21 protein-coding genes are annotated in these 18,092 nt (G+C 67.6%); 11 read left to right on the forward strand and 10 right to left on the reverse strand.

Going from position 1 to position 18,092, the window contains the following annotated elements; genetic code table 11:
• Positions 1-83 precede the first annotated feature (83 nt).
• The 4 genes from EV650_RS32140 to EV650_RS32155 are packed head-to-tail and all read right to left on the reverse strand — an operon-like array spanning position 84 to position 2,933.
• Positions 84-281, reverse strand: a complete 198-nt coding sequence (locus tag EV650_RS32140) for a ferredoxin (RefSeq protein ID WP_134122930.1) — start codon at positions 279-281, stop codon at positions 84-86.
• Positions 278-1,477 carry an NADH-ubiquinone oxidoreductase-F iron-sulfur binding region domain-containing protein gene (locus EV650_RS32145; RefSeq protein WP_134122931.1) on the reverse strand — a complete coding sequence of 400 codons (1,200 nt, stop codon included), beginning with the start codon at positions 1,475-1,477 and terminating at the stop codon, positions 278-280. The genes EV650_RS32140 and EV650_RS32145 overlap by 4 nt, the downstream gene beginning before the upstream one ends.
• Positions 1,474-2,025, reverse strand: coding sequence for a hypothetical protein (locus EV650_RS32150; RefSeq protein ID WP_134122932.1), 552 nt, complete (start codon positions 2,023-2,025; stop codon positions 1,474-1,476). The genes EV650_RS32145 and EV650_RS32150 overlap by 4 nt, the downstream gene beginning before the upstream one ends.
• Positions 2,025-2,933 (reverse strand): FAD:protein FMN transferase, encoded by a 909-nt coding sequence (locus EV650_RS32155; RefSeq protein WP_134122933.1) that lies wholly within the window; start codon positions 2,931-2,933, stop codon positions 2,025-2,027. Before EV650_RS32155 ends, EV650_RS32150 begins: the two co-directional genes overlap by 1 nt.
• A 24-nt stretch (positions 2,934-2,957) precedes the next feature.
• Here EV650_RS32155 and EV650_RS32160 point away from each other — a divergent pair, with 24 nt between their 5' ends.
• Entirely contained in the window at positions 2,958-3,287 is a 330-nt protein-coding gene (locus EV650_RS32160) for a hypothetical protein (protein WP_134122934.1), read from the forward strand.
• Between the two features lie 9 nt (positions 3,288-3,296).
• Here EV650_RS32160 and EV650_RS32165 read toward each other — a convergent pair whose 3' ends face one another.
• The gene (locus EV650_RS32165; protein ID WP_238174614.1) at positions 3,297-3,788 is read right to left on the reverse strand and encodes a MarR family winged helix-turn-helix transcriptional regulator; all 492 of its coding nucleotides are present in this window, start codon (positions 3,786-3,788) and stop codon (positions 3,297-3,299) included.
• A gap of 96 nt (positions 3,789-3,884) precedes the next feature.
• Here EV650_RS32165 and EV650_RS32170 point away from each other — a divergent pair, with 96 nt between their 5' ends.
• Positions 3,885-4,862: an NmrA/HSCARG family protein gene (locus EV650_RS32170; RefSeq protein WP_134122936.1), complete on the forward strand. Its 978-nt coding sequence runs from the start codon at positions 3,885-3,887 to the stop codon at positions 4,860-4,862.
• Here EV650_RS32170 and EV650_RS32175 read toward each other — a convergent pair.
• Positions 4,843-5,802: a phosphotransferase enzyme family protein gene (locus tag EV650_RS32175; RefSeq protein WP_134122937.1), complete on the reverse strand. Its 960-nt coding sequence runs from the start codon at positions 5,800-5,802 to the stop codon at positions 4,843-4,845. The genes EV650_RS32170 and EV650_RS32175 overlap by 20 nt on opposite strands.
• Positions 5,803-5,864: 62 nt before the next feature.
• On the opposite strand from EV650_RS32175, the gene EV650_RS32180 reads away from it, so the two are divergent.
• A complete protein-coding gene (locus EV650_RS32180; protein WP_134122938.1) occupies positions 5,865-6,659 on the forward strand; it encodes a COG4705 family protein in 795 nt (264 codons plus the stop codon).
• On the opposite strand, the gene EV650_RS32185 is transcribed toward EV650_RS32180, so the two are convergent.
• Entirely contained in the window at positions 6,648-7,052 is a 405-nt protein-coding gene (locus tag EV650_RS32185) for a VOC family protein (RefSeq protein ID WP_134122939.1), read from the reverse strand. The genes EV650_RS32180 and EV650_RS32185 overlap by 12 nt on opposite strands.
• Before the next feature lie 85 nt (positions 7,053-7,137).
• Here EV650_RS32185 and EV650_RS32190 point away from each other — a divergent pair, with 85 nt between their 5' ends.
• The 4 genes from EV650_RS32190 (at position 7,138) to EV650_RS32205 (ending at position 9,910) form a co-directional block, all read left to right on the forward strand.
• Complete coding sequence (locus EV650_RS32190; RefSeq protein ID WP_134122940.1) at positions 7,138-8,121, forward strand: helix-turn-helix transcriptional regulator; 984 nt, start codon at positions 7,138-7,140, stop codon at positions 8,119-8,121.
• Between the two features lie 129 nt (positions 8,122-8,250).
• Entirely contained in the window at positions 8,251-9,012 is a 762-nt protein-coding gene (locus EV650_RS32195; RefSeq protein WP_202875135.1) for a GAF and ANTAR domain-containing protein, read from the forward strand.
• A gap of 50 nt (positions 9,013-9,062) precedes the next feature.
• Positions 9,063-9,389 carry an ArsR/SmtB family transcription factor gene (locus EV650_RS32200; protein ID WP_134122942.1) on the forward strand — a complete coding sequence of 109 codons (327 nt, stop codon included), beginning with the start codon at positions 9,063-9,065 and terminating at the stop codon, positions 9,387-9,389.
• A complete protein-coding gene (locus EV650_RS32205) occupies positions 9,386-9,910 on the forward strand; it encodes an SRPBCC family protein (RefSeq protein WP_134122943.1) in 525 nt (174 codons plus the stop codon). Before EV650_RS32200 ends, EV650_RS32205 begins: the two co-directional genes overlap by 4 nt.
• On the opposite strand, the gene EV650_RS32210 is transcribed toward EV650_RS32205, so the two are convergent.
• Positions 9,889-11,298 (reverse strand): glycoside hydrolase family protein, encoded by a 1,410-nt coding sequence (locus tag EV650_RS32210; RefSeq protein WP_134122944.1) that lies wholly within the window; start codon positions 11,296-11,298, stop codon positions 9,889-9,891. The two genes, EV650_RS32205 and EV650_RS32210, sit on opposite strands and share 22 nt — an antisense overlap.
• Positions 11,295-12,335: a LacI family DNA-binding transcriptional regulator gene (locus EV650_RS32215; RefSeq protein ID WP_134122945.1), complete on the reverse strand. Its 1,041-nt coding sequence runs from the start codon at positions 12,333-12,335 to the stop codon at positions 11,295-11,297. The genes EV650_RS32210 and EV650_RS32215 overlap by 4 nt, the downstream gene beginning before the upstream one ends.
• Positions 12,336-12,494: 159 nt before the next feature.
• Between EV650_RS32215 and EV650_RS32220 the strand changes: the two genes are divergently transcribed.
• The 4 genes from EV650_RS32220 to EV650_RS32235 are packed head-to-tail and all read left to right on the forward strand — an operon-like array spanning position 12,495 to position 16,991.
• Positions 12,495-13,904 (forward strand): ABC transporter substrate-binding protein, encoded by a 1,410-nt coding sequence (locus EV650_RS32220; protein ID WP_134122946.1) that lies wholly within the window; start codon positions 12,495-12,497, stop codon positions 13,902-13,904.
• Entirely contained in the window at positions 13,904-14,836 is a 933-nt protein-coding gene (locus EV650_RS32225; protein WP_238174615.1) for a carbohydrate ABC transporter permease, read from the forward strand. The genes EV650_RS32220 and EV650_RS32225 overlap by 1 nt, the downstream gene beginning before the upstream one ends.
• Positions 14,833-15,672, forward strand: a complete 840-nt coding sequence (locus EV650_RS32230; RefSeq protein WP_134122947.1) for a carbohydrate ABC transporter permease — start codon at positions 14,833-14,835, stop codon at positions 15,670-15,672. Before EV650_RS32225 ends, EV650_RS32230 begins: the two co-directional genes overlap by 4 nt.
• Entirely contained in the window at positions 15,669-16,991 is a 1,323-nt protein-coding gene (locus tag EV650_RS32235; RefSeq protein ID WP_134122948.1) for a glycoside hydrolase family 32 protein, read from the forward strand. Before EV650_RS32230 ends, EV650_RS32235 begins: the two co-directional genes overlap by 4 nt.
• A gap of 54 nt (positions 16,992-17,045) precedes the next feature.
• Here EV650_RS32235 and EV650_RS32240 read toward each other — a convergent pair whose 3' ends face one another.
• Complete coding sequence (locus EV650_RS32240) at positions 17,046-18,011, reverse strand: hypothetical protein (protein ID WP_134122949.1); 966 nt, start codon at positions 18,009-18,011, stop codon at positions 17,046-17,048.
• Positions 18,012-18,092: the final 81 nt, after the last annotated feature.

The raw sequence follows: 18,092 nt of genomic DNA on the forward strand, positions 1-18,092 counted from the left end.
GCTCTCGCCGGACCGCACGACGTTGTGCAGTCACTCAGAGATTAGTCCACCTTTGTCACTGGTGTGGTGTCGGGACGGGCCTGTCATCGATTGTTGAGGCGCAGTGCCAGAGCCGGACATGCGAGGACTGCGCGGCGCGCATCCGGTAGCTCACCGGCGGTGATTTCGCGGCCGCGGAGGACCGGGAATCCCCACTCGTCGAGCAGGACGTCGTCGGGCAGCAGACCTGCGCAGAGGCCGTGACCGTCGCACCTGGTCCAGTCGATCTCGAGCTTGTTCATCGGGCCCCTCCAAGGAGTCCCAGGACCGGTCGGCCGCACCCGCGACCTGACAGGTGCCGCTGTACGTCGTCGTCGAACACCTCGAGCGCCGACGTGAGGAATCTCGCAGTCCCGTCCGGGTGCGCGCAGGCTCCCCGCCCCGGGACCAGACCGAGGTGCCGATGGGCGTCGTGCCAGCCCTGCGGATCGCCGACCGTCAGCCTGGCGAAGTCGTCGACGAGGGCCGCCAGGCCGAAGACACACGGCCCGCACTGCCCGGCCGACTGACTGGACAGCCACTGGGCGACACGAGTGACCTCACCGAGCGGACAGGTGGCGGGCCCGAGCGCCAGGATAATGCCGGCCGACACCTCTGGCCGCTGGAGCGTCACTCCGTCCGTCTGCTCGAGCCAGCGACCGTGGTACCCACCGAGCAGGACAGGCCCCGGCTCAGCACCGGCGTACTGCAGGACGGTGTCCAGAGGTACGCCGGTCGGCGCCTCGATCACACCGGGCCACTGCACTGCTCCGTCGACCGTCAGTAGCTGTGTGCCGGGCTCACTGATCAGTCCGGTGCTGCTGAACCCGCGGGATCCGAGCCTCGCGAGTACTGCGAGCTGCGCGAACGTCTCCACGTTCGAAAGGAACGTCGGCCGCCGGTGGTACCCCTTCCGCGTCGGCAGCACCCTCCGACCGGGTGGTACGGCGAGACCGCCCTCCAGCGCGCTCAGTACGGCACGGGCCTCCCCCGCGACGAACCGACCTGGAGTCTCACGAACCTCGACCGCCAGCCCGTCGTCACGCTCCATCAGCGCTTCCCGGACCGACAGAGCAGCCGCCGGGTCGTGTACGGCGATCAGCACGTGAGGCGCACCCAGTGCGTGCGCCAGGCCGACCGCACCATCCAGAACGAGATGTGGCGACTGGGTGAGGAGCAGGCGGTCCTTCCGGCTGACCGGCTCACTCTCGGAGCCGTTGACCACTACGGCCTCCACACCGCGAGCCGGCAGGTCCTGCAGCTTCAGTGCGACCGGGAAGGCCGCCCCGCCACGTCCTCTGAGTCCTACTGCTTCAGACAGGTTGGTGTAGTCCGCACGGGTCAGCTGCGGCTGATCTCCGTGAGTCAAGAGGTGGCGCTGGAGGTCCAGGCGGCCCTGGTCGAGTCCGGCGAGGACTCTGGCCTCACCGATGACCCTGATCTCTTCGACAGTAATCACTGAGCCCTCCAGGCACGGGTGAGTTTCGGGGTCGCATTGAGGCGATACGCGGCCGCAGTGGCGACTGCGGCCAGACAGCCGATGGTGATGCCGAGCATCCACGGCGTACTGCGATCAGTGCCGGCGAGCAGCGCATGCCCGATGGACAGCAGCCAGCCGACCGACGCGGCGATGTGGAGCTTGCGCCAGTACTTCGTGAAGGAGGCAGACGCGGCCAACCGACCACGGGACGCTCCGACGAGGGACGCCAGTACCAGGCCGTAGAAGGCCAGGACACCGACAGCCACCGCGAACGGTCGGTAGCCAGAGCCGAACGGCCAGACCAGAACGGCCGGACTGATGTTCACGTAGGCGTCGGTGATCACTGCGACCACGTGGGTTGCCAAGAGAACCAGCCCGGTCACTGCGGCCGAGCGGTGCACGTACTGCAGCCAGAACCGTCGCTCTGGTCGACGCAGGCCAGGCATGACCATGCCCAGCGCGGCCGACAGCGTGAACATGATCATCGCGACCACGCCGGCTGCACGGGCGAGGTACCACAGCGTCATCAGGCAGCCCTGCTCGCTGCGGGCCAGCCCGACAACTCGGTGATGTCGCCGTCGGCGCCGATCAACCGGGCCGGGTGACTGGCCAGCTTCAGTCGACCCAGTGCCGCCTCGCCAGTGGCGACGAGTGCAGTGCTGAACGTATTCGCCCGTACGGCGGTTGGCGCCCAGACGGACGCGGTCCGGTACGGGCCTGCGGCCGGTAGTCCGGTGCGTGGGTCGATGACGTGGTGGCCGTAGCCGGTCGGGGTCTGCCAACGCCGTACCGTCCGGGTCGACGTGGTCAGGCCGCCGTGGGCCAGCGTGACGAGGACGCCCTGGTCACCGGCGCGCTCGGCGACGGTGACGACCCACGGCTTCTTCGGCGTACCCGCTGCCCGCAGATCGCCGCCGATCTCGACCAGGACGGCACAGCCGTAGCGCTTGCTGATCACGTTGGCGGCCCGGTCCGCGGTCCAGGCCTTGGCGGTGGCACCTAGGTCGAGGGCGCAGTCCGTGGGTACGCCGAGCAGCGCGAGCTTCCGGTTGAGGCGGACCTCCTGCCAGCCCGCGATCGGCCCCGGTTCGTCGGGAGGTTGCGGGAAGCGGCGTCGTACCGCCTCGATGTCGGCGTCGTACCCGGCCGCGATCACAGCTGGGCCGACGGTCGGGTCGACCGCGCCGCCACTCATCTGTGCTGCGACCAGACTGACGTCGACCAGGTCGACGAGCAGGCGCGACACCGGTACGAGCGCACCGGCCCGGCTGTTCACGACCGACAGCTCCGAGTCCGGGCGGAACCGACTCGCCGCCTTGTCGACGCGGTCCATCAGAGCCTTGAGCTCACCGCACGCCGCACCCAGTACGGCGGGGTCGTCGACGGTCAGGCGGACCGTGCAACTCCACGCGGTCCAGGTCCGGGAGGCGGTCATGAGCCGTTGCTCCCACCTTGCGAGGTGGAGCCCGAGCTGGACGAGCCCAGCCCGCTCGAGCTGTCGTCCGAGCTGGAACCGCTGGAGCTGGAGTTCGAGTCGTCGGAGCTGCTCGAGGTTGCCGTCGTACCGGAGCTGCTGGAGTGCTTCGACGAGACGACCGCGACCGAGATCCCGGTTGCCCCGACCCCGAGGACGGCGGTGGCTATGGCTGCCGCGGACGCCCGGTGCAACCAGCGTCGGCGGGTGGAAGCTGCATCTGAGGTGACCATGCGCCAAGACTCGCCGCAGGCTCCTCAGCCGCACTCCAAGAGAAGATCAAGCCACCGTCAAGTTCTCCTGAAAGCTGTCTGAGAGCTTCCCTCAGGATGTACCGCGAACCTCAGGCGGGCAGTCGGTGTCGCAGTGCTTGCCGATGGTCGCGACGATCTCGTCCGAGACCTCGCCGAGCACCGCCAGCCGCTCCGGACCGAACACGTCCACGAAGAACTCCCGGACCCGGGCCGCATGCGCCGGCGCACATTCCTTGATCGCGGCCAGGCCCTGCTCAGTGATGGCGATCTCCGGGTAGCGGGACTCGCAGGCCTCCTTGCGGATCAAGCCGCGCTTCTCCATCCGGGTCAGGTGGTGCGACAGCCGGCTCTTCTCCCACTGGGTCGACCGGCTCAGCTCGAACGCCCGCATCCGGCCGGACTCCGACTCGGACAGGTTGACCAGGATCTCGAAGTCCGACTTGGACAGGCCGAACTCTCGCTGGAGGTGGCGCTCGAGGTGCGTCTCCAGCGTCCGGTTCATCAGCAGATAGCTCCGCCACGCCTTCTGCTCGTCGTCGTCGAGCCACGGTTCCTTGGTCACGAACCCCATCCTACCCGCCTGGGTTGACACATCAACCAGACGCGCTACGATCGGTCAGGTTGACACATCAACTCAACTCATCGGGAGTGCACGGATATGACTGACAAGAAGCTGATCGCCGTCGTCGGTGCGACCGGATCGCAGGGCGGCGGGCTGGTCCGCGCGATCCTCGCGGACAAGTCCGGCGAGTACGCCGTCCGGGCGCTGACCCGGAACCCGGACTCCGGCTCGTCGAAGGAACTCGCCGCGGCCGGCGCCGAGGTGGTCGCGGCCGACCTCGACGACGAGGCGAGCGTGCGGGCTGCGTTCGACGGCGCGTACGGCGCTTTCGTGGTGACGAACTACTGGGCCGCGCTGACACCCGACGAAGAGGCCGCCCGGACCCGCGCCGAGATGGAGCTCGCCCAGGCCGAGAACGCCGCCCGCGCCGCTCGTGACGCCGGCGTCAAGCACCTGGTCTGGTCGACACTCGAGGACACCCGGCCGTTCTTCGACGGACGCGACGACGTACCGGATCTGGACGACGGCCGCTACAAGGTCCCGCATTTCGACGCCAAGGGCGAGGCGGACGAGCTGTTCACGAAGTACGGCGTACCCACGACGTTCCTGCGGACCACGTTCTACTTCGATGCCTTCCTCAACGGCATGCCGCCGACCCGGAACGCCGACGGCAAGCTGACGATCACCCTGCCGATGGGCGACCGTCGACTGTCCGGCGTCGCCTCGGAGGACATCGGCCGGAGCGCCTTCGCGATCCTCAAGCGGCCCGACCTAATCGGCGAAACCGTCAGCATCGCCGGCGACCACCTCACTGGCAAGGAGTACGCCGCCGCCCTGAGCGACACTCTCGGCGAAGAGGTCGTCTACCACGCCCCCACCTGGGAAGAGTTCCGCACCTACCCCTTCCCCATGGCCATCGAAATGTCCAACATGTTCCAGTTCTACGCCGAGAACCACGACCGGTTTACCGGGGAGCGTGACATCGAGAAGGTTCGTGAGCTGAACCCTGAGCTCGAGTCGTTTGCGACGTGGGTCGAGAAGCACCGTGAAGAGCTCAAGGCTGCACAGAGCTGAGGAGGGTTTGGGCTTGGGCTTCGGTGGTTTGGCGGAGGGCTTTTAGGTTGGGGGGTGCGGTGTCTGGGGCGCGGCAGGTGCGGAAGGTCAGGTCTATTAGGCGGCGGGTGAAGAGTAGGGCGGGGAGGCGGGCGCGTTCCTCGTCGGTCAAGGTGACTACTCGGGTGTAGCCCTTCAGGAACGGGGTCGCGGCCCAGCCTGACTTCAGAACGAGCGTCATCGACGGCAGTCGTGGGCCGCGGCCGGCGGAGGTCCAGTCGACCAGGACCGGGCCGTCCGCGGTGAAGATGACGTTCTTCGGGACGGGATCGGGGTGGACGAAGCCCTCGGGCAGCCCGTCTCCACCATCGGCGGACGACAGGGCAGTCCGGAGGGCATCGACCGCTGGGCTCGCCTCGACAGACTCGAGCCAGTCGGCGGCAGCCCGGAGTTCGTCGGCCAGCGTTCCCTCGGCGAAGTGGTGCAGGGCGCCTGCGGGCCGGTCGCCGTCGGCCGGCCCCGGCAGGGCGCCTGCGGGGCGGTCAGTGACGGCCGGCCCGGGGAGGCCGTGTAGTCGGCCGATCATCGCGCCGAGGCGGACGATCGGGTACGGCGGGCGCTTCGCCTTCGGGGTCTGCTTGATGAATTCGGTGACCAGCACGGCCTGGCCGGCGTGCCTGGTCAGCGGCCCGTCGCCGTACGGACGCTCCGCCGGGAAGCCGAGCTCGGCGAGATACCGCAGTACGGCGAGATCACCCTCGGCGGCGGCGTACGAACGGTCTGCGGAGAACAGCCGCGCGACCAGCGGCGTTCCCTTGTCGCTTCGGTCGACCCTGAACACACCGACGTCGAGCTGCGTCACCTTCGCGATGGCGATCCCGTAGGTCGTCTCGAGGTGTGCGGGCAGGGTGTCGATGCTCTCGCGCTGGTACATCCGGCGAAGGACCGCGTCGAACCCCACTTTCCCAACTCTACAAGCGCACTCAGGGGGCTATCAGGTTGGCGGTACTAGCCTGCGAGCCCATGCGAACTCGCGTGTTCTCGGCCCCGAAGGTCCCCGCGGTCTTTCTTTTGTTCTGGGTGGTCAAGTTGCTGACCACCGGGATCGGCGAGACGGGCTCGGACTTCCTCGGCACCGTCAGCATCCCGCTGGCCGCCGTCATCGGGGTCGGCTTCTTCTCCGTCGCTCTCTACCTGCAACTCAAGTCCGACACGTACCACCCGGTGCGCTACTGGGCCGCAGTCCTCAGCGTCGCCGTCTTCGGCACGATGATCGCCGACGGACCACACGTCGCGCTCGGTACGCCGTACTGGTTCGACTCCATCGTGTACTTCGTGCTGCTGTGCGGCCTGCTGATCTGGTGGCGGCGCAGCGAGGGCACCATTTCGGTGCACTCGATCACGACCGCCCGCCGCGAGCGGTTCTACTGGGGCGTCGTGCTGATGACCTTCGGCCTCGGTACGGCGGTCGGCGACGCGACCGCGATCGACTTCGGTCTCGGCTTCACCTGGTCGATCCTGCTCTTCGCCGTGCTCATCGTCGTACCGCTCGGGCTGCGGAAGCTCGGCCTCAACGTCACGGTCGCCTTCTGGGCGTCGTACGTGCTGACCCGACCGCTCGGCGCCTCGGTCGCCGACTGGCTCGGCAAGGGCACCCACGACGGCGGCGTCGGCTGGGGCACCGGTCCGGTCACCGCGATCGGGCTGCTTCTCTTCGTGGCGCTCGTCGCCTACCTGACCATGACCCACAGCGACGTCGACCACGCGGCCGTCCACGCCCGTGACTCGGCTGCCCACGAACCCGACCTAGTCCCCTAGACCTACCCGGAGAGCGGCCTCTGTGGTGACCGGGGTGAACAGGTTGACCAGGTTGCCGTCCGGGTCGCGGAGCACGATCGACCGGTTGCCCCAGGGCATCGTGGTTGGTTCCTGGACAAACTCCAGATCGCGCAGCCGGTCGAACTCGGCATCGACGTCCGGCACCAGGAACTCCAAGAACACCGTGTGATTGTCGGCCGCGCGGACCACCTCCGCGCCGTACAACTGGTCCGTCAGCCGGCTGCTGGAGATCGCGAGCGTGCCCGCGGTTGTCCGCAGCTCGGCGAACACCGGGACGGGCCGGCTTGCAGTCAGACCGGTGACGTGTTCGTAGAAGGCGGTCAGCCGATCGACGTCGTCGGTGACGATACGGACCGAGGCGAAGCTGGTCATGAGGGGTTCTCCAACTCTCAGGATGCGATGTCGTTCCGAGGCTAGAACCAATACCGGACAGGACCCGCCCGGTATTCTCGAGATCATGACGAGACCGACGTCACGGGTGCTCGCGCTGCTCGAGTTGCTCCAGAGCGGCGGCACCCGTCGCGTCGCGGACCTCGCCGATCGGATCGGCGTCGACGAGCGGACCATCCGGCGGTACGCCGAACACCTGGCCGACCTGGACATTCCGATTCGTTCAGTCCGTGGCCGGTACGGCGGCTACCGGCTCGCACCGGGCTTCCGGATGCCGCCGCTGATGCTCACCGACGACGAAGCTGTCGCGGTGGCGATCGGGCTCGTTGTCGGCCGGCGGGCCGGATTGGTACCGGAGTCAACCGCGTCGGACAGCGCGCTGTCGAAACTCCGCCGCGTACTCCCCGCCCGGTTGGCCGACCGGCTCGGCGCCTTGCTCTCAACCTCGTCGTTCACCGCTCCACCGCGATCCGGCCCGCCCACCGACACCGGCGTACTGCTCACAATCGCCGAGGCCGCGCGGGACCGACGGGCGGTCGAGATCGACTACACCGACCGCCGCGGACAGCGCAGTACGCGCACGATCGCGCCGTACGGCGTGGTTGGGCACGCCGGCCATTGGTACGTCGCGACTGATGACCGCACCTTCCGGCTAGACCGGATCATCTCCGCATCGTTGCTTACGGCAACCACAGAGAAGGCCCCGGGCGATGATCCGGCTCGTGCCGTGCTGGAGTCGCTCGCGACGGCGCCGTGGGCACACACAGTGTCGGTGCGGGTGCTTGGCACGGTGGACGACATACAGCGTCGGCTCCCGCTCGGCCTGGCTGTGGTCACTCCACTCGGAAGCGAGGTCCGGGTCGAGCTCCGGGCTGAGCGGCTCGACTGGGTGCCCGCACTGCTAGCTGGTCTGGACCGGCCGTTCGTGATCGAGGAGCCCGCCGAACTGCGCGGGAAGGTGGCCGACCTGGCAAATCGGCTCGCCAGCTGGGCCGAACATGGGGCCGGCCCCCAAGGCCGGCCCCACGGAACGCCGCGGCTGCGGGGCTGAACCGCCGCGTTCTCAGATCCGGCACGCCTGCAGACAGCCGGTCACTGTCTCATTCCGGTGCCCATTGCGAATGAGCCCAATCGCCCCGCGAACCTACTGTTTTCGCCGACATGCGCGACGATGGGCAGCATGGAACAGCAGGTACTGGAGTTGGCGCAGGAGTTGGCCGAGATCGGCCGCCTGGTCGACGACGACGATGTGGTCACGACCCTCGACCGGTTCGTCACGCGGGTGGTACTCAGCGTGCCCGAGTGTGAAGAGGCCGCGATCACGGCGCTTACGCAGGACACGCCCGAAATCCTCGCTCGGCACCACAAGACCGCGGATCAGGTCGCCGAACCGTCGCGGGCCGCCCTGGCCGCACAACTGACCGCGTCCGGCGGCCCGCTCCACGATTCCCTGCTGTACGGCGAGCCGCGGCGGATCGGCGACCTGGCCGCGGACCACCGCTGGCCGGAATTCGGCGCTGCCGCGATCAACGCCGGCTACCGCAGTTGCGTGTTTCTCCCGCTTCCGGCCGGAAGTATCGCGGCGGCGTTCAGCCTGTTCTCCGTCAAACCGGACGCGTTCAGCAGTTCGTCGTACGACCTCGTGCTGCTCTTCGCGCTGCATGCAGGCGTCGCCTTCGACAACGTGACGCTCTACGAGAACAGCACGAAGCTGATCGAGCACCTCCAGGCCGCGCTGCACACCCGAACGACCATCGGACAGGCCCAAGGCGTCCTGATGCACCGGTACGGGGTCACCTCCGACGTCGCGTTCGACGTCCTCAAGCGCGCGTCACAGGACCAGAACGTGAAGCTCAGGACCGTGTCCCTGAACGTCGTCGAAGCCCAGAACACCGGCAACCTCGCAGAGGTCCTGAAGAAATACGGCCTGGCCCTCGGCTGAGCCGCTTATGTACCTTGACGGTTACGTACCCAGATGGGTACATTGCTCGCATGGAAGCTGTGTTGCGCGCATTGGCCGACGAGAGCCGGCGTACGGTCCTCGAGGCCTTGGCCGACGGAGAAGCGACCGCAGGTGAGCTGGTGGCTCTGCTGCCGATTGCCCGGCCGGGCGTGTCCCGGCACTTGCGGGTACTGCGTGAGGCCGGGCTGGTCGACGTTCGCCAGGAGGCGCAGCGGCGCATCTACAGCATCCGCCCGCAACCTCTCGCCGAGGTCCATCAATGGCTCGAGCGATACCAGACCTTGTGGGAGCAGCGGCTGGACGCCCTGCACACCGAGGTCGCCCGAGGAAAGCACGAACGGAGGCAGACGAAATGACCGGTACCAGCGTCCTGGGCACACTAGGGTCCGCGGACGGCGCAGGCGTCGTACGCATCGAGGACCGCTACGACACCGACATCGACGACTTGTGGTCCGCCCTCATCGATCCGCGCCGGCTGGCCCGCTGGTACGGCGAGATCGAGGGTGACCTGCGTCGCGGCGGGCAGTTCACCGTGTGTCTCGAAGCCGCCGACTTGCACGCGGTCGGGCAGGTGGACGTGTGCGAACCGCCGCGACGGCTGCAGGTGACGACCAGGGAGACCGACGAGTCGGCGCAGAACGGTGGCGCGCGGCCCTTCGACCAGCTCACCGAGGCCACTCTGACCGCCGACGGCGGCCAGACGGTCCTGGTCCTAGAGATCCGCGGCCTGCCCTTGGGCAAGCTCGCGGCCTACGGGGCCGGCTGGCAGATCCACGCCGAAAACCTGGCTGCCTACCTCGCCGGCGGCAAGCCCGGCGACACCGCGGCACGGTGGGCCGAACTCGCTCCTGCCTATCAGCAGCTGGCAGTCGACTGAGTTAGCTCGACGAGGTTGAGGCTTCCGTCCGTGACGAAGAGGCCGAGGTGGCCGTCGCCTTGGTCGTAGCGGCGGAAGGTCAGAGCGACGCGATTGTCGACGACCACCTGGCCGGTGGTGCCGTTCAGGAGGACCTGGATGACGTGCCGACCAGGTGGCAGCGGGCAGGGCCGTTCTAGCTCCACGACGTGCGGTACGTCGCCTTCGACCTGCCACTGCGCCGGACCGGTGCGTCCACGCGGCCAGCTGTCGAGGACGACGCGGTCGCGTTGAGGCTCAAGCCTCAGGACGGTTGCTTCCTCGCCGTTGGCGGTTGCGTGGAGCAACAATCCGAAGGCCTGCGTGCCGGCGTCGACGTCAACCGTCAGAGAGATCAGGCATCGTTCGGGCACGGGGTCTCCGAGCCAAGCGGCGTACCGATCGAGCGCTCCCTGCCCCGGCTCGGCCGCCGCGCCGTCGACCGGTGACAGCTTCACCTGCTGTACGTCGGAATACGCCGCGCGAACCTCCGCCGGCAGGGCGAAGGCGAGCGTCCCGTCGCCCTCCTGATGCGCCTCGAGTACGGCGAGATCGCCGGCCCACTGCCACGGCCCGTCGTCGGAATCCCCTTGTTTCGTTGGGATCCAGCCGATGAAGAACCGCCGCCCGTCGTGCTCGACGGACTTGGCCGCATAGAACGCGCGACCGTCGACGGTGTCGCGACCGGGCGCGAGCCACGGCCCGTCCGGATGCCGCGCGACCCGGTAGCGCGTCTGGAACGCATCGCTGAACTCCGAATACACGAGATACCACCAGTCGCCCCACTGAAACACGTCGGGACACTCCTGGGTAATGAACCGGTGCGGTTCCCACAGCGGCTCCGCGATCGTCCACTTCTCCAGGTCGGTCGACGTCAACCTCGCGACGACACCACATCGACGATCCGGCCCATCGGCGTACCGCGCCGCGAGGACCAGCTGCCACGGCTCACCGGGAGCAGTGCGATAGACGAACGGGTCTCGCCAGTCCTGCGGCACATAGCCGGCAGCCGCGCCGAAGGTGAGCTCAGGCCTCTTGGTCCATCGAGTCGGATCACCGTCGCTGACAGCGTGACAGACCACCTGGAACGAGCCAGCCGCGTCCCCGCGGCGCGGATTGTGGCCGGTGTAGAACAGGTGCAGCTGAGAGCCGTCAGCAATCACGCACCCCGTGTAGCAGTCGAAGTCGACCGCATCCCGATCACCGGCAGGCAGTACGACGCCATGGTCGGTGTACTGCACGAAGTCGGTGGTCGACACCAAAGCCCACGGCATACCGGTCGGATCGTCCGATCGCTCGTCGAGCAAGTAGAACAACCAGATCCGGCCGTCATAGCTGAACGGGATGACGTCGCCGACATACCCGCTCATGGACGTCGCGGCGGGTCGCCGACCGAGTCACGCTCGATCAGCTCGCAGTCGACGATCACCCGTTCGGGCGCGCCGTCGGGCTCGGCCAGCACCAGTTCGCCGGCCCGGCGGCCCAGCATCAGGTGCGGCAACGCCGCGGTCGTCAAACCTGGACGGACCTGGTCCGCGACATCGGGCTGATCGTCGAAGCCGACGATGCTGACGTCCTGCGGGCAGGTCAATCCCATGGCCTGCAGGGAAAGAAGAGCCCCGATCGCCATCCGGTCGTTCCCGCAGACGAGTGCGGTCGATCCGTGCTCGGTCACCACCTCGGTCGCCAGGTCGTAACCCGATCCGATCTGGTAGTTGCCGTACCGATGCACGAGGCTCGCCGGACGCAGACCGGCGGCCCGGGCGGCGTCGTCGAACCCGCGCCGGCGTTCCTTGCAGGCGTAGTCGTTCCGCGGGCCGCCCAGGAAGGCCACCTCGCGATGTCCGCGCTCGAACACGGACGCGGCGGCGGCCCGGCCACCGGCGTACTCGTCGGCCAGCAGGACCGTGTCGGCACTGCCCTCCTCCGGCCAGCAGTTGACGAAGATCGTCCGGATCCCGTCGAGCCTCGGACTCCGGTGCAGCGGCTTGGGCGACAGCGACGCATACACGATCGCGGCGACTCCCTGCCCGACCAGGCTCGCCACTGCAGCGTCGCCCTGCTCGGGATCGTCGGTCGTGTCGACGACCATGCACACGTAGCCGGCCGGTTGGACGACCTGCTGCAGGCCGAGCACGATCAGACCTGCGTACGGCTGGGAGACGATCCCGCTGGTCACGACGCCGACGGTGAAGGACCGGTTCGACCGCAGCGACTGGGCCGCGCGGTTCGGCACGAACTCGAGCTCGGCCGCGGCCTCGAGCACGCGGCGCCTGGTCTCCTCGGCCACCGCGACGTCGCGGCGGTCGTTCAGCACGAACGAGACCGTCGGCTGGGAGACGCCGGCGCGGCGAGCGACGTCGGTCATCGTGACCCGTTTCGGCCGGCCGACTGGTTGCTTGGCCATGGTCCCCCTTCACCGTTCGCGGCCTCGGTGCCGCGGCAAATTTTCTATCACACAGCGGCCCAATACGTATTGCGCCCTACCGTACACCGCTGCTACCGTCCCGGGTCAATACGTATTGGGTGGCACGCCGGGCCGCCCGAACGGTGAAGGAGGAACCCCATGACAGGCATCCATTCCCCCGGTGGCTCGATCGCCCGCCGCACCGTGCTGAAGGCCGGAGCGGCCGGCGGACTCGGGCTGGCGGGGCTGGCCGACCTGGCCGCCTGCGGCAACAGCAGCGGCGGCTCGTCGTCGAAGTCACTCAAGATGCTGTACTTCGGAGAGCAGGCGGCGGCGACCCAGTTGCAGAACCGGTTGCAGCCGCAGATCTCCAAGCTCGACGCAAACATCAAGTTCGAGATCACGGCCATCAACGGCACCGACTGGAACGACTTCCTCGCCAAGGTGCTCACCCAGGTCGCGGCCGGCACCCCGCCGGACATCATCAGCGTCGCCACCGAGGGCCTGCAGCTGATGGCGTCCAAGGAGCTCGCGGTCCCGCTCGACGACTACGTCACCAAGGACCTGGCCGCGCTGAAGGAGTACTTCGCCGACATCCACCCGGCACTGATCGAGTCGATGATGTACCAGGGTCATCTCTGGGAGCTGCCGGACAGCTTCAACGCCGGGAACATGTTCTACAGCACCGAGCTCTTCCAGCGCGCCGGCGTCGTACCGCCGAGCGAAGGCTGGACTCTCGACGACTTCGAGTCGGCGGCGACCAAGATCGCCAAGTTCAAGGGCATCAACGCGTTCGGCTGGGTGGTCCGTCTCTGGGGCAGCTGGACGTCGTTCATGTACGCCAACAACGCGAACCTGCTCGAGGAGGGCAAGTACGACGGCGGCGACTGGCTGTGGAACAAGGCGTACGCCGGTGACGCGGCTGCCGCCGGCCGTAAGGGCGGCTGGAAGTGGGGCGCACCGACCGCCAACTCCGAAGGCACCGTCGAGGCCCTGAACTACATGATCGAGCTGACCAAGAAGGGCCTGTCGCCGTCGCCCGACGTCGGCGGTGGCGGCACGCTGCAGGGGCTGTTCGCGTCGAACCGGATCGGCATGTCGATCGGTGGCGGCTTCTGGGCCGGCGGCCTGACCAACGCCGGGATGAAGAACGGCAGCTTCGACGTCACGATGTTCCCGAAGTGGAAGAGCCAGCGGCACCTGTTCGGCGCCGGCGGGTACGCCATCTTCAAGTCGTCGAAGAAAAAGGACCTGGCCTGGGAGGTCCTGAAGCTGCTGGTGAAGCCGGAGACGTTCGACCTGGTCTTCCCCGGCAACGTGACCACGCCCGGCCGCAAGTCCCTGGTGACGGCCGAGCGGTACGCCAAGACCGGCCCGAAGCACTGGTCGGTCTTCTACGAGACGCTGACCAAGCACCCGGACACCGCTCCGATCCCGGCCCCGCCGTACTACAACGCGCTCGCGACCGCGCTGAACCAGCGCACCACTCAGGCGATCTCCTCCGGTAACGCGAAGGCCGCTCTGGACGGGCTGCAGGCGGATCTCGAGAAAGCCGCGGGGGCGAGCTGATGTCCGCCGTCGCCGCGGATGTACCGAAGGCGGTCGCGCAGCGCCGAAGCCACCCGACCGCGCACGGGGAAGCGCGGTTCGGGTTCGCGATGATCGCCCTGTCGGTGCTGTTCGTCGCGGTCTTCACCGCGATCCCCATCATCGCCTCGCTCGGGCTGTCGTTCTTCTCCTGGGACGTGATCTCGACCCCGCAGTACGTCGGGTTGAAGAACTACCAGCAGCTGTTCAACGACGGTCCAGTGCTCAAGTCGTTCGGCGTCACGCTCGGGATGGCGCTCGCGATCGTCGTACTGCAGCTGACCGTCGGTCTCGCGCTCGCGGTCCTGGTCAACCAGCGCAAGCTGGTGTGGGTGCGGACGCTGTTCCGGACCGCGTTCTACCTGCCGCTGCTGGCGTCGACGGCGGCCGTGTCGATCTTCATGGGCTACCTGTTCGACTACAAGTTCGGCGTCGTGAACTACTACCTCGGTCTGCTCGGCATCCCGAACGTACCGTGGCTGACCAGCGGTTTCGGTGCGGCCGCGACGATCGTGCTGATCGCGGTCTGGCAGCAGCTGGGGTTCACGTTCGTGCTGTTCGTCGCCTCGTTGATGTCGGTCCCCACCGATGTGCTCGAGGCCGCGCAGATCGACGGGGCCGGGCCGTTGCGGACCCTGTTCCGGGTCAAGATCCCGCTGATCAGCCCGACCATCCTGTTCGCCGCGGTCGTTGCCTTGATCAACGCGATGCAGCTGTTCGACCAGCCGTACATCATGACCAAGGGCGGTCCCGGATCGGCGACCACGACGGTCACGATCACGATGTACCAGAAGGGCTTCCAGAACCTGCAGTTCGGGTACGGCTCGGCGATCGCGATCGTCCTGCTGGCGGCGATCCTGATCATCACCGGGCTGCAGTTCCTCGCGGCACGAAAGCTGGTGTTCTACCAATGATCAACTCGACCGGAACACTCGCCCGGATCGGCCGCATCACCGGCGTCCTGATCCTCGTCCTCGCCGCAATGGTTGCCCTCGGCCCGTTGTTGTGGACGGTCACCACCTCGCTCCGGACGCCGGCCGAGGCGTTCGGAAACCCACCGCAGTGGATCCCGCTGCACCCGGACTTCTCCAACTACAGCGCGGTGTTCGACAAGATCCCGATCGGCCGGTTCTTCTTCAACAGCGTGATCGTGACCGGGCTGATCGTGGTCGGCCAGACGATCACCTGCACGCTGTCCGGCTACGCGTTCGCGATGGTCAGCTTCCCCGGCCGCTCGGTGATCTTCGGGATCTTCCTGGCCACGATGATGGTGCCGCTGCAGACGATCATCATCCCGGTGTTCGTGATCATCCGGTACCTCGGACTGTCGGACAGCCCGTTGTCGCTGGTGGTCTCGGCGCTGGGCAGCGCGTTCGGCACGTTCCTGATGCGCCAGTACTTCATGCAGATGCCCAGGGAGCTGGGAGAGGCGGCCCGGATCGACGGCGCCGGCCACTTCCACACCTTCCTGCTGATCTACGCCAAGATGGCCGGTCCGGCGATCGCCACCCTCGCGATCCTGAACTTCTCCGGCTTCTGGGCGGAGTTCTACCGGCCGCTGATCTTCCTGCAGAACCAGGACAACTTCACCCTGCCGCTGGGCCTCGTCGGCCTGCAGGGAAACCTCGGCACCGGCTCGATCTCGGTGGTGCTGGCCGGCGTCGTACTGGCCATCCTGCCGAGCGTCGTGCTGTTCATCTTCGCCCAGCGGTACTTCATCGCGGGCATCACGGCAGGAGCCTCACGTTGACCCAGACTCAGTCCGCACACCGGTCCGGAACGGCGGCATACCTCCGCCCCGTGTACCACGTCCGGCCGCCGCGCGGATATCTCAACGACCCGAACGGGCCGATCGAGCACGGCCATGGCGTACAGCTGTATTTCCAGTCGCGGCCGACTCTCGACCAGCACGTCCCGGTCGAGTGGGGCCACGCCTCCTCGGCGGACTACGTGCGCTGGACCCTGCATCGGCCGGCGATGGCTCCGCAGCCGGGTGGGCCGGACACCGACGGCTGCTGGTCCGGCAACACCGTGCTCGACGAGGGCCGGATCCGGGCCTTCTACTCGGGGCGGGTCGAGGGGCGCCCGTACCAGTCCGTCCTCACGGCCGTGTCCGACGACGGCGGCGCGTCCTTCGGGCCGCCGCACCAAGTCGTCCCCGACCCGGTCGATCAGGCGATCATGTTCCGCGATCCCTTTGTTTGGAGGGAAAACGGCACCTGGTGGATGGTGGTTGGAGCCGGGTACGCCGATCGCGGTGCGAGCATCGCGTTGTACCGGTCGCCGGACCTGGAGAACTGGACAGCCGCCGGTTCACTGGCGGAACTGCCGCGTGGCCTCGCGGACGGAGAGGACACCGGGGCGGCGTGGGAGTGTCCACAAGTGCTGACCCTCGACGGGCGCCGGATCGCCGTCGTGTCGGCGTGGTCGCCCGAAGGCGGACCTGATCAGGTGCTGTCCTTCGATGTCGACGTACCGCTGGAACCGCGGCGCGTCGATCACGGGACGAACTTCTACGCGGCGTCTGCCTTGCGTGACAGCCGCTTCGGGCCGTTGCTGTTCGGCTGGCTGACCGAAGGCCGCGATCGATCAGGGTGGACCGATTGGGCGGGCGTCATTTCGCTGCCGCGGGTCGTCCGGCTCGGTCCGGAGTCGTCACTCCGCAGCGCGCCGGTCCCGACCGTGGACAGCCTGCGTGTCGGCCCCGGCGTACCCGCTGATGGTGTCTCGACGGGTCCGCAGTGCGAGATTGCCGTATCAGAAGGGCGCGTGGTCATTCACTTCAGTGACCAGGAGCGTCTGGAGATCGAGCTGGACGCCGACTCTCTGACGATCGACCGGAGCCACGCCAGTCTCGATGAGCACGCCCACGGTGGGCGGATGCAGGTGACGGACGCCTTCGATCCGTCGTCGCGTCTGCCGGCGGCTCGGATCTTCCTCGACGGATCGGTGGTCGAGGTCTTCACCAGCGCCGGCCGCGTCCTCAGCACTCGCATCTACCCGACTACCCCGCCCCCATGGCGAGTCGAGGCCCCAGAGAACGCACAGCACTGGGAGCTCGCTCACTGACGCGAACAGCCGGGGACACCGCGAAAACGGTGGCCCCGGCTGACGTGTTCGGTGTTACTCGCCGACCAGCTGGTCGTAGTGGGTGGTGATCGAGACGTGGTCCACGCCGTTGAAGACGGCGGGGATCTTGCCGTACGACGTGATTGCGGTCCCGGCGCCGTTCGCCTTGCTCATCGCGTAGAGCGTGCCGGACTGCGTGTTGTTGTCGATAGCGGCGATCAGCGAACCACCGCGGGTGCCACAGCCCTGGACGACCAGCGACTCGTAGTCGGCCCAGCCGGAGGAGCGGATCAGCTTGAGGACCGGCTTGGCCCCGGCGGCGACCGGGATGTGGACTGACCACAGGGCGCCCGCGTTCGTGGTCATCAGCAGGGTGTCGTACGTCGCGGTCTCACTGATGACCGTCATCGCCTTGAAACCCTTGAAGCCCGGGAGGGGGCCGAGGGCACGGAAGCCGGCACCGACGATCTGGTACCGGTACAGGCTGCCGTTGGTGTTCAGGCCGTACAAGTACGCGTGCGTGGGGCCGGCGACGCTGTAGTTCGAGGTGGCGATGGACTTGAAGCTGGTCCAGCCCGTGCCGACCTTCTTGAAGGTGGACGACCAGGCGCCGGCATCGCCGTTGTCACGCACCAGCGACGTGTGCCGGTACAGGTTCGCCCCCTGCAGCAGCAGGCCGTAGAAGTAGACCTGCGTGCCCGACGCGTTCACGGCGCCGTACCAGGTCGTGTCGGCGCGGGTGCCGACGAACTTGGACGGCGTGTCCGAGTAGGACTCGATGTGGCGGCCCGGAACGCTGTCGATCTCCTGCACGGTGCCCGCGGCCGTGGGGACCATGACCGCGCTGAGGCACGGCTCGCCGGCGTCGGCGGCCTTGGTCTTGATCTTGTTCGGCTGGACGTTCTTGACGAACGTGTGCGCCTTCGGGTCGGGCTTTCCGGCGAAGGCCGGAACCGACGAGACAGATGCGGCCAGCAGGCCGGCACCGGCCAATGCGAGCGCAAAACGCTGCAATTTCATAGGAGTTCCCCCTCCAGTGATGCCTCGATTAGCTCGAGATCGCGCTGAGTGTAACCGAGCGAAGGGGCAACAACCGCATGC

It is taken from the genome of Kribbella kalugense (assembly GCF_004365875.1).
GTDB classification, from domain to species: Bacteria; Actinomycetota; Actinomycetes; order Propionibacteriales; family Kribbellaceae; genus Kribbella; species Kribbella kalugense.

What these genes read in the sequence shown, in the direction of transcription:
- EV650_RS32140 (WP_134122930.1), bottom strand. Translation starts at nt 281, where the DNA reads ATGAACAAGCTCGAGATCGACTGGACCAGGTGCGACGGTCACGGCCTC.
- EV650_RS32150 (WP_134122932.1), bottom strand. Translation starts at nt 2,025, where the DNA reads ATGACGCTGTGGTACCTCGCCCGTGCAGCCGGCGTGGTCGCGATGATC.
- EV650_RS32155 (WP_134122933.1), bottom strand. Translation starts at nt 2,933, where the DNA reads ATGACCGCCTCCCGGACCTGGACCGCGTGGAGTTGCACGGTCCGCCTG.
- EV650_RS32170 (WP_134122936.1), top strand. Translation starts at nt 3,885, where the DNA reads ATGACTGACAAGAAGCTGATCGCCGTCGTCGGTGCGACCGGATCGCAG.
- EV650_RS32180 (WP_134122938.1), top strand. Translation starts at nt 5,865, where the DNA reads ATGCGAACTCGCGTGTTCTCGGCCCCGAAGGTCCCCGCGGTCTTTCTT.
- EV650_RS32185 (WP_134122939.1), bottom strand. Translation starts at nt 7,052, where the DNA reads ATGACCAGCTTCGCCTCGGTCCGTATCGTCACCGACGACGTCGATCGG.
- EV650_RS32190 (WP_134122940.1), top strand. Translation starts at nt 7,138, where the DNA reads ATGACGAGACCGACGTCACGGGTGCTCGCGCTGCTCGAGTTGCTCCAG.
- EV650_RS32195 (WP_202875135.1), top strand. Translation starts at nt 8,251, where the DNA reads ATGGAACAGCAGGTACTGGAGTTGGCGCAGGAGTTGGCCGAGATCGGC.
- EV650_RS32200 (WP_134122942.1), top strand. Translation starts at nt 9,063, where the DNA reads ATGGAAGCTGTGTTGCGCGCATTGGCCGACGAGAGCCGGCGTACGGTC.
- EV650_RS32205 (WP_134122943.1), top strand. Translation starts at nt 9,386, where the DNA reads ATGACCGGTACCAGCGTCCTGGGCACACTAGGGTCCGCGGACGGCGCA.
- EV650_RS32210 (WP_134122944.1), bottom strand. Translation starts at nt 11,298, where the DNA reads ATGAGCGGGTATGTCGGCGACGTCATCCCGTTCAGCTATGACGGCCGG.
- EV650_RS32215 (WP_134122945.1), bottom strand. Translation starts at nt 12,335, where the DNA reads ATGGCCAAGCAACCAGTCGGCCGGCCGAAACGGGTCACGATGACCGAC.
- EV650_RS32220 (WP_134122946.1), top strand. Translation starts at nt 12,495, where the DNA reads ATGACAGGCATCCATTCCCCCGGTGGCTCGATCGCCCGCCGCACCGTG.
- EV650_RS32225 (WP_238174615.1), top strand. Translation starts at nt 13,904, where the DNA reads ATGTCCGCCGTCGCCGCGGATGTACCGAAGGCGGTCGCGCAGCGCCGA.
- EV650_RS32230 (WP_134122947.1), top strand. Translation starts at nt 14,833, where the DNA reads ATGATCAACTCGACCGGAACACTCGCCCGGATCGGCCGCATCACCGGC.
- EV650_RS32240 (WP_134122949.1), bottom strand. Translation starts at nt 18,011, where the DNA reads ATGAAATTGCAGCGTTTTGCGCTCGCATTGGCCGGTGCCGGCCTGCTG.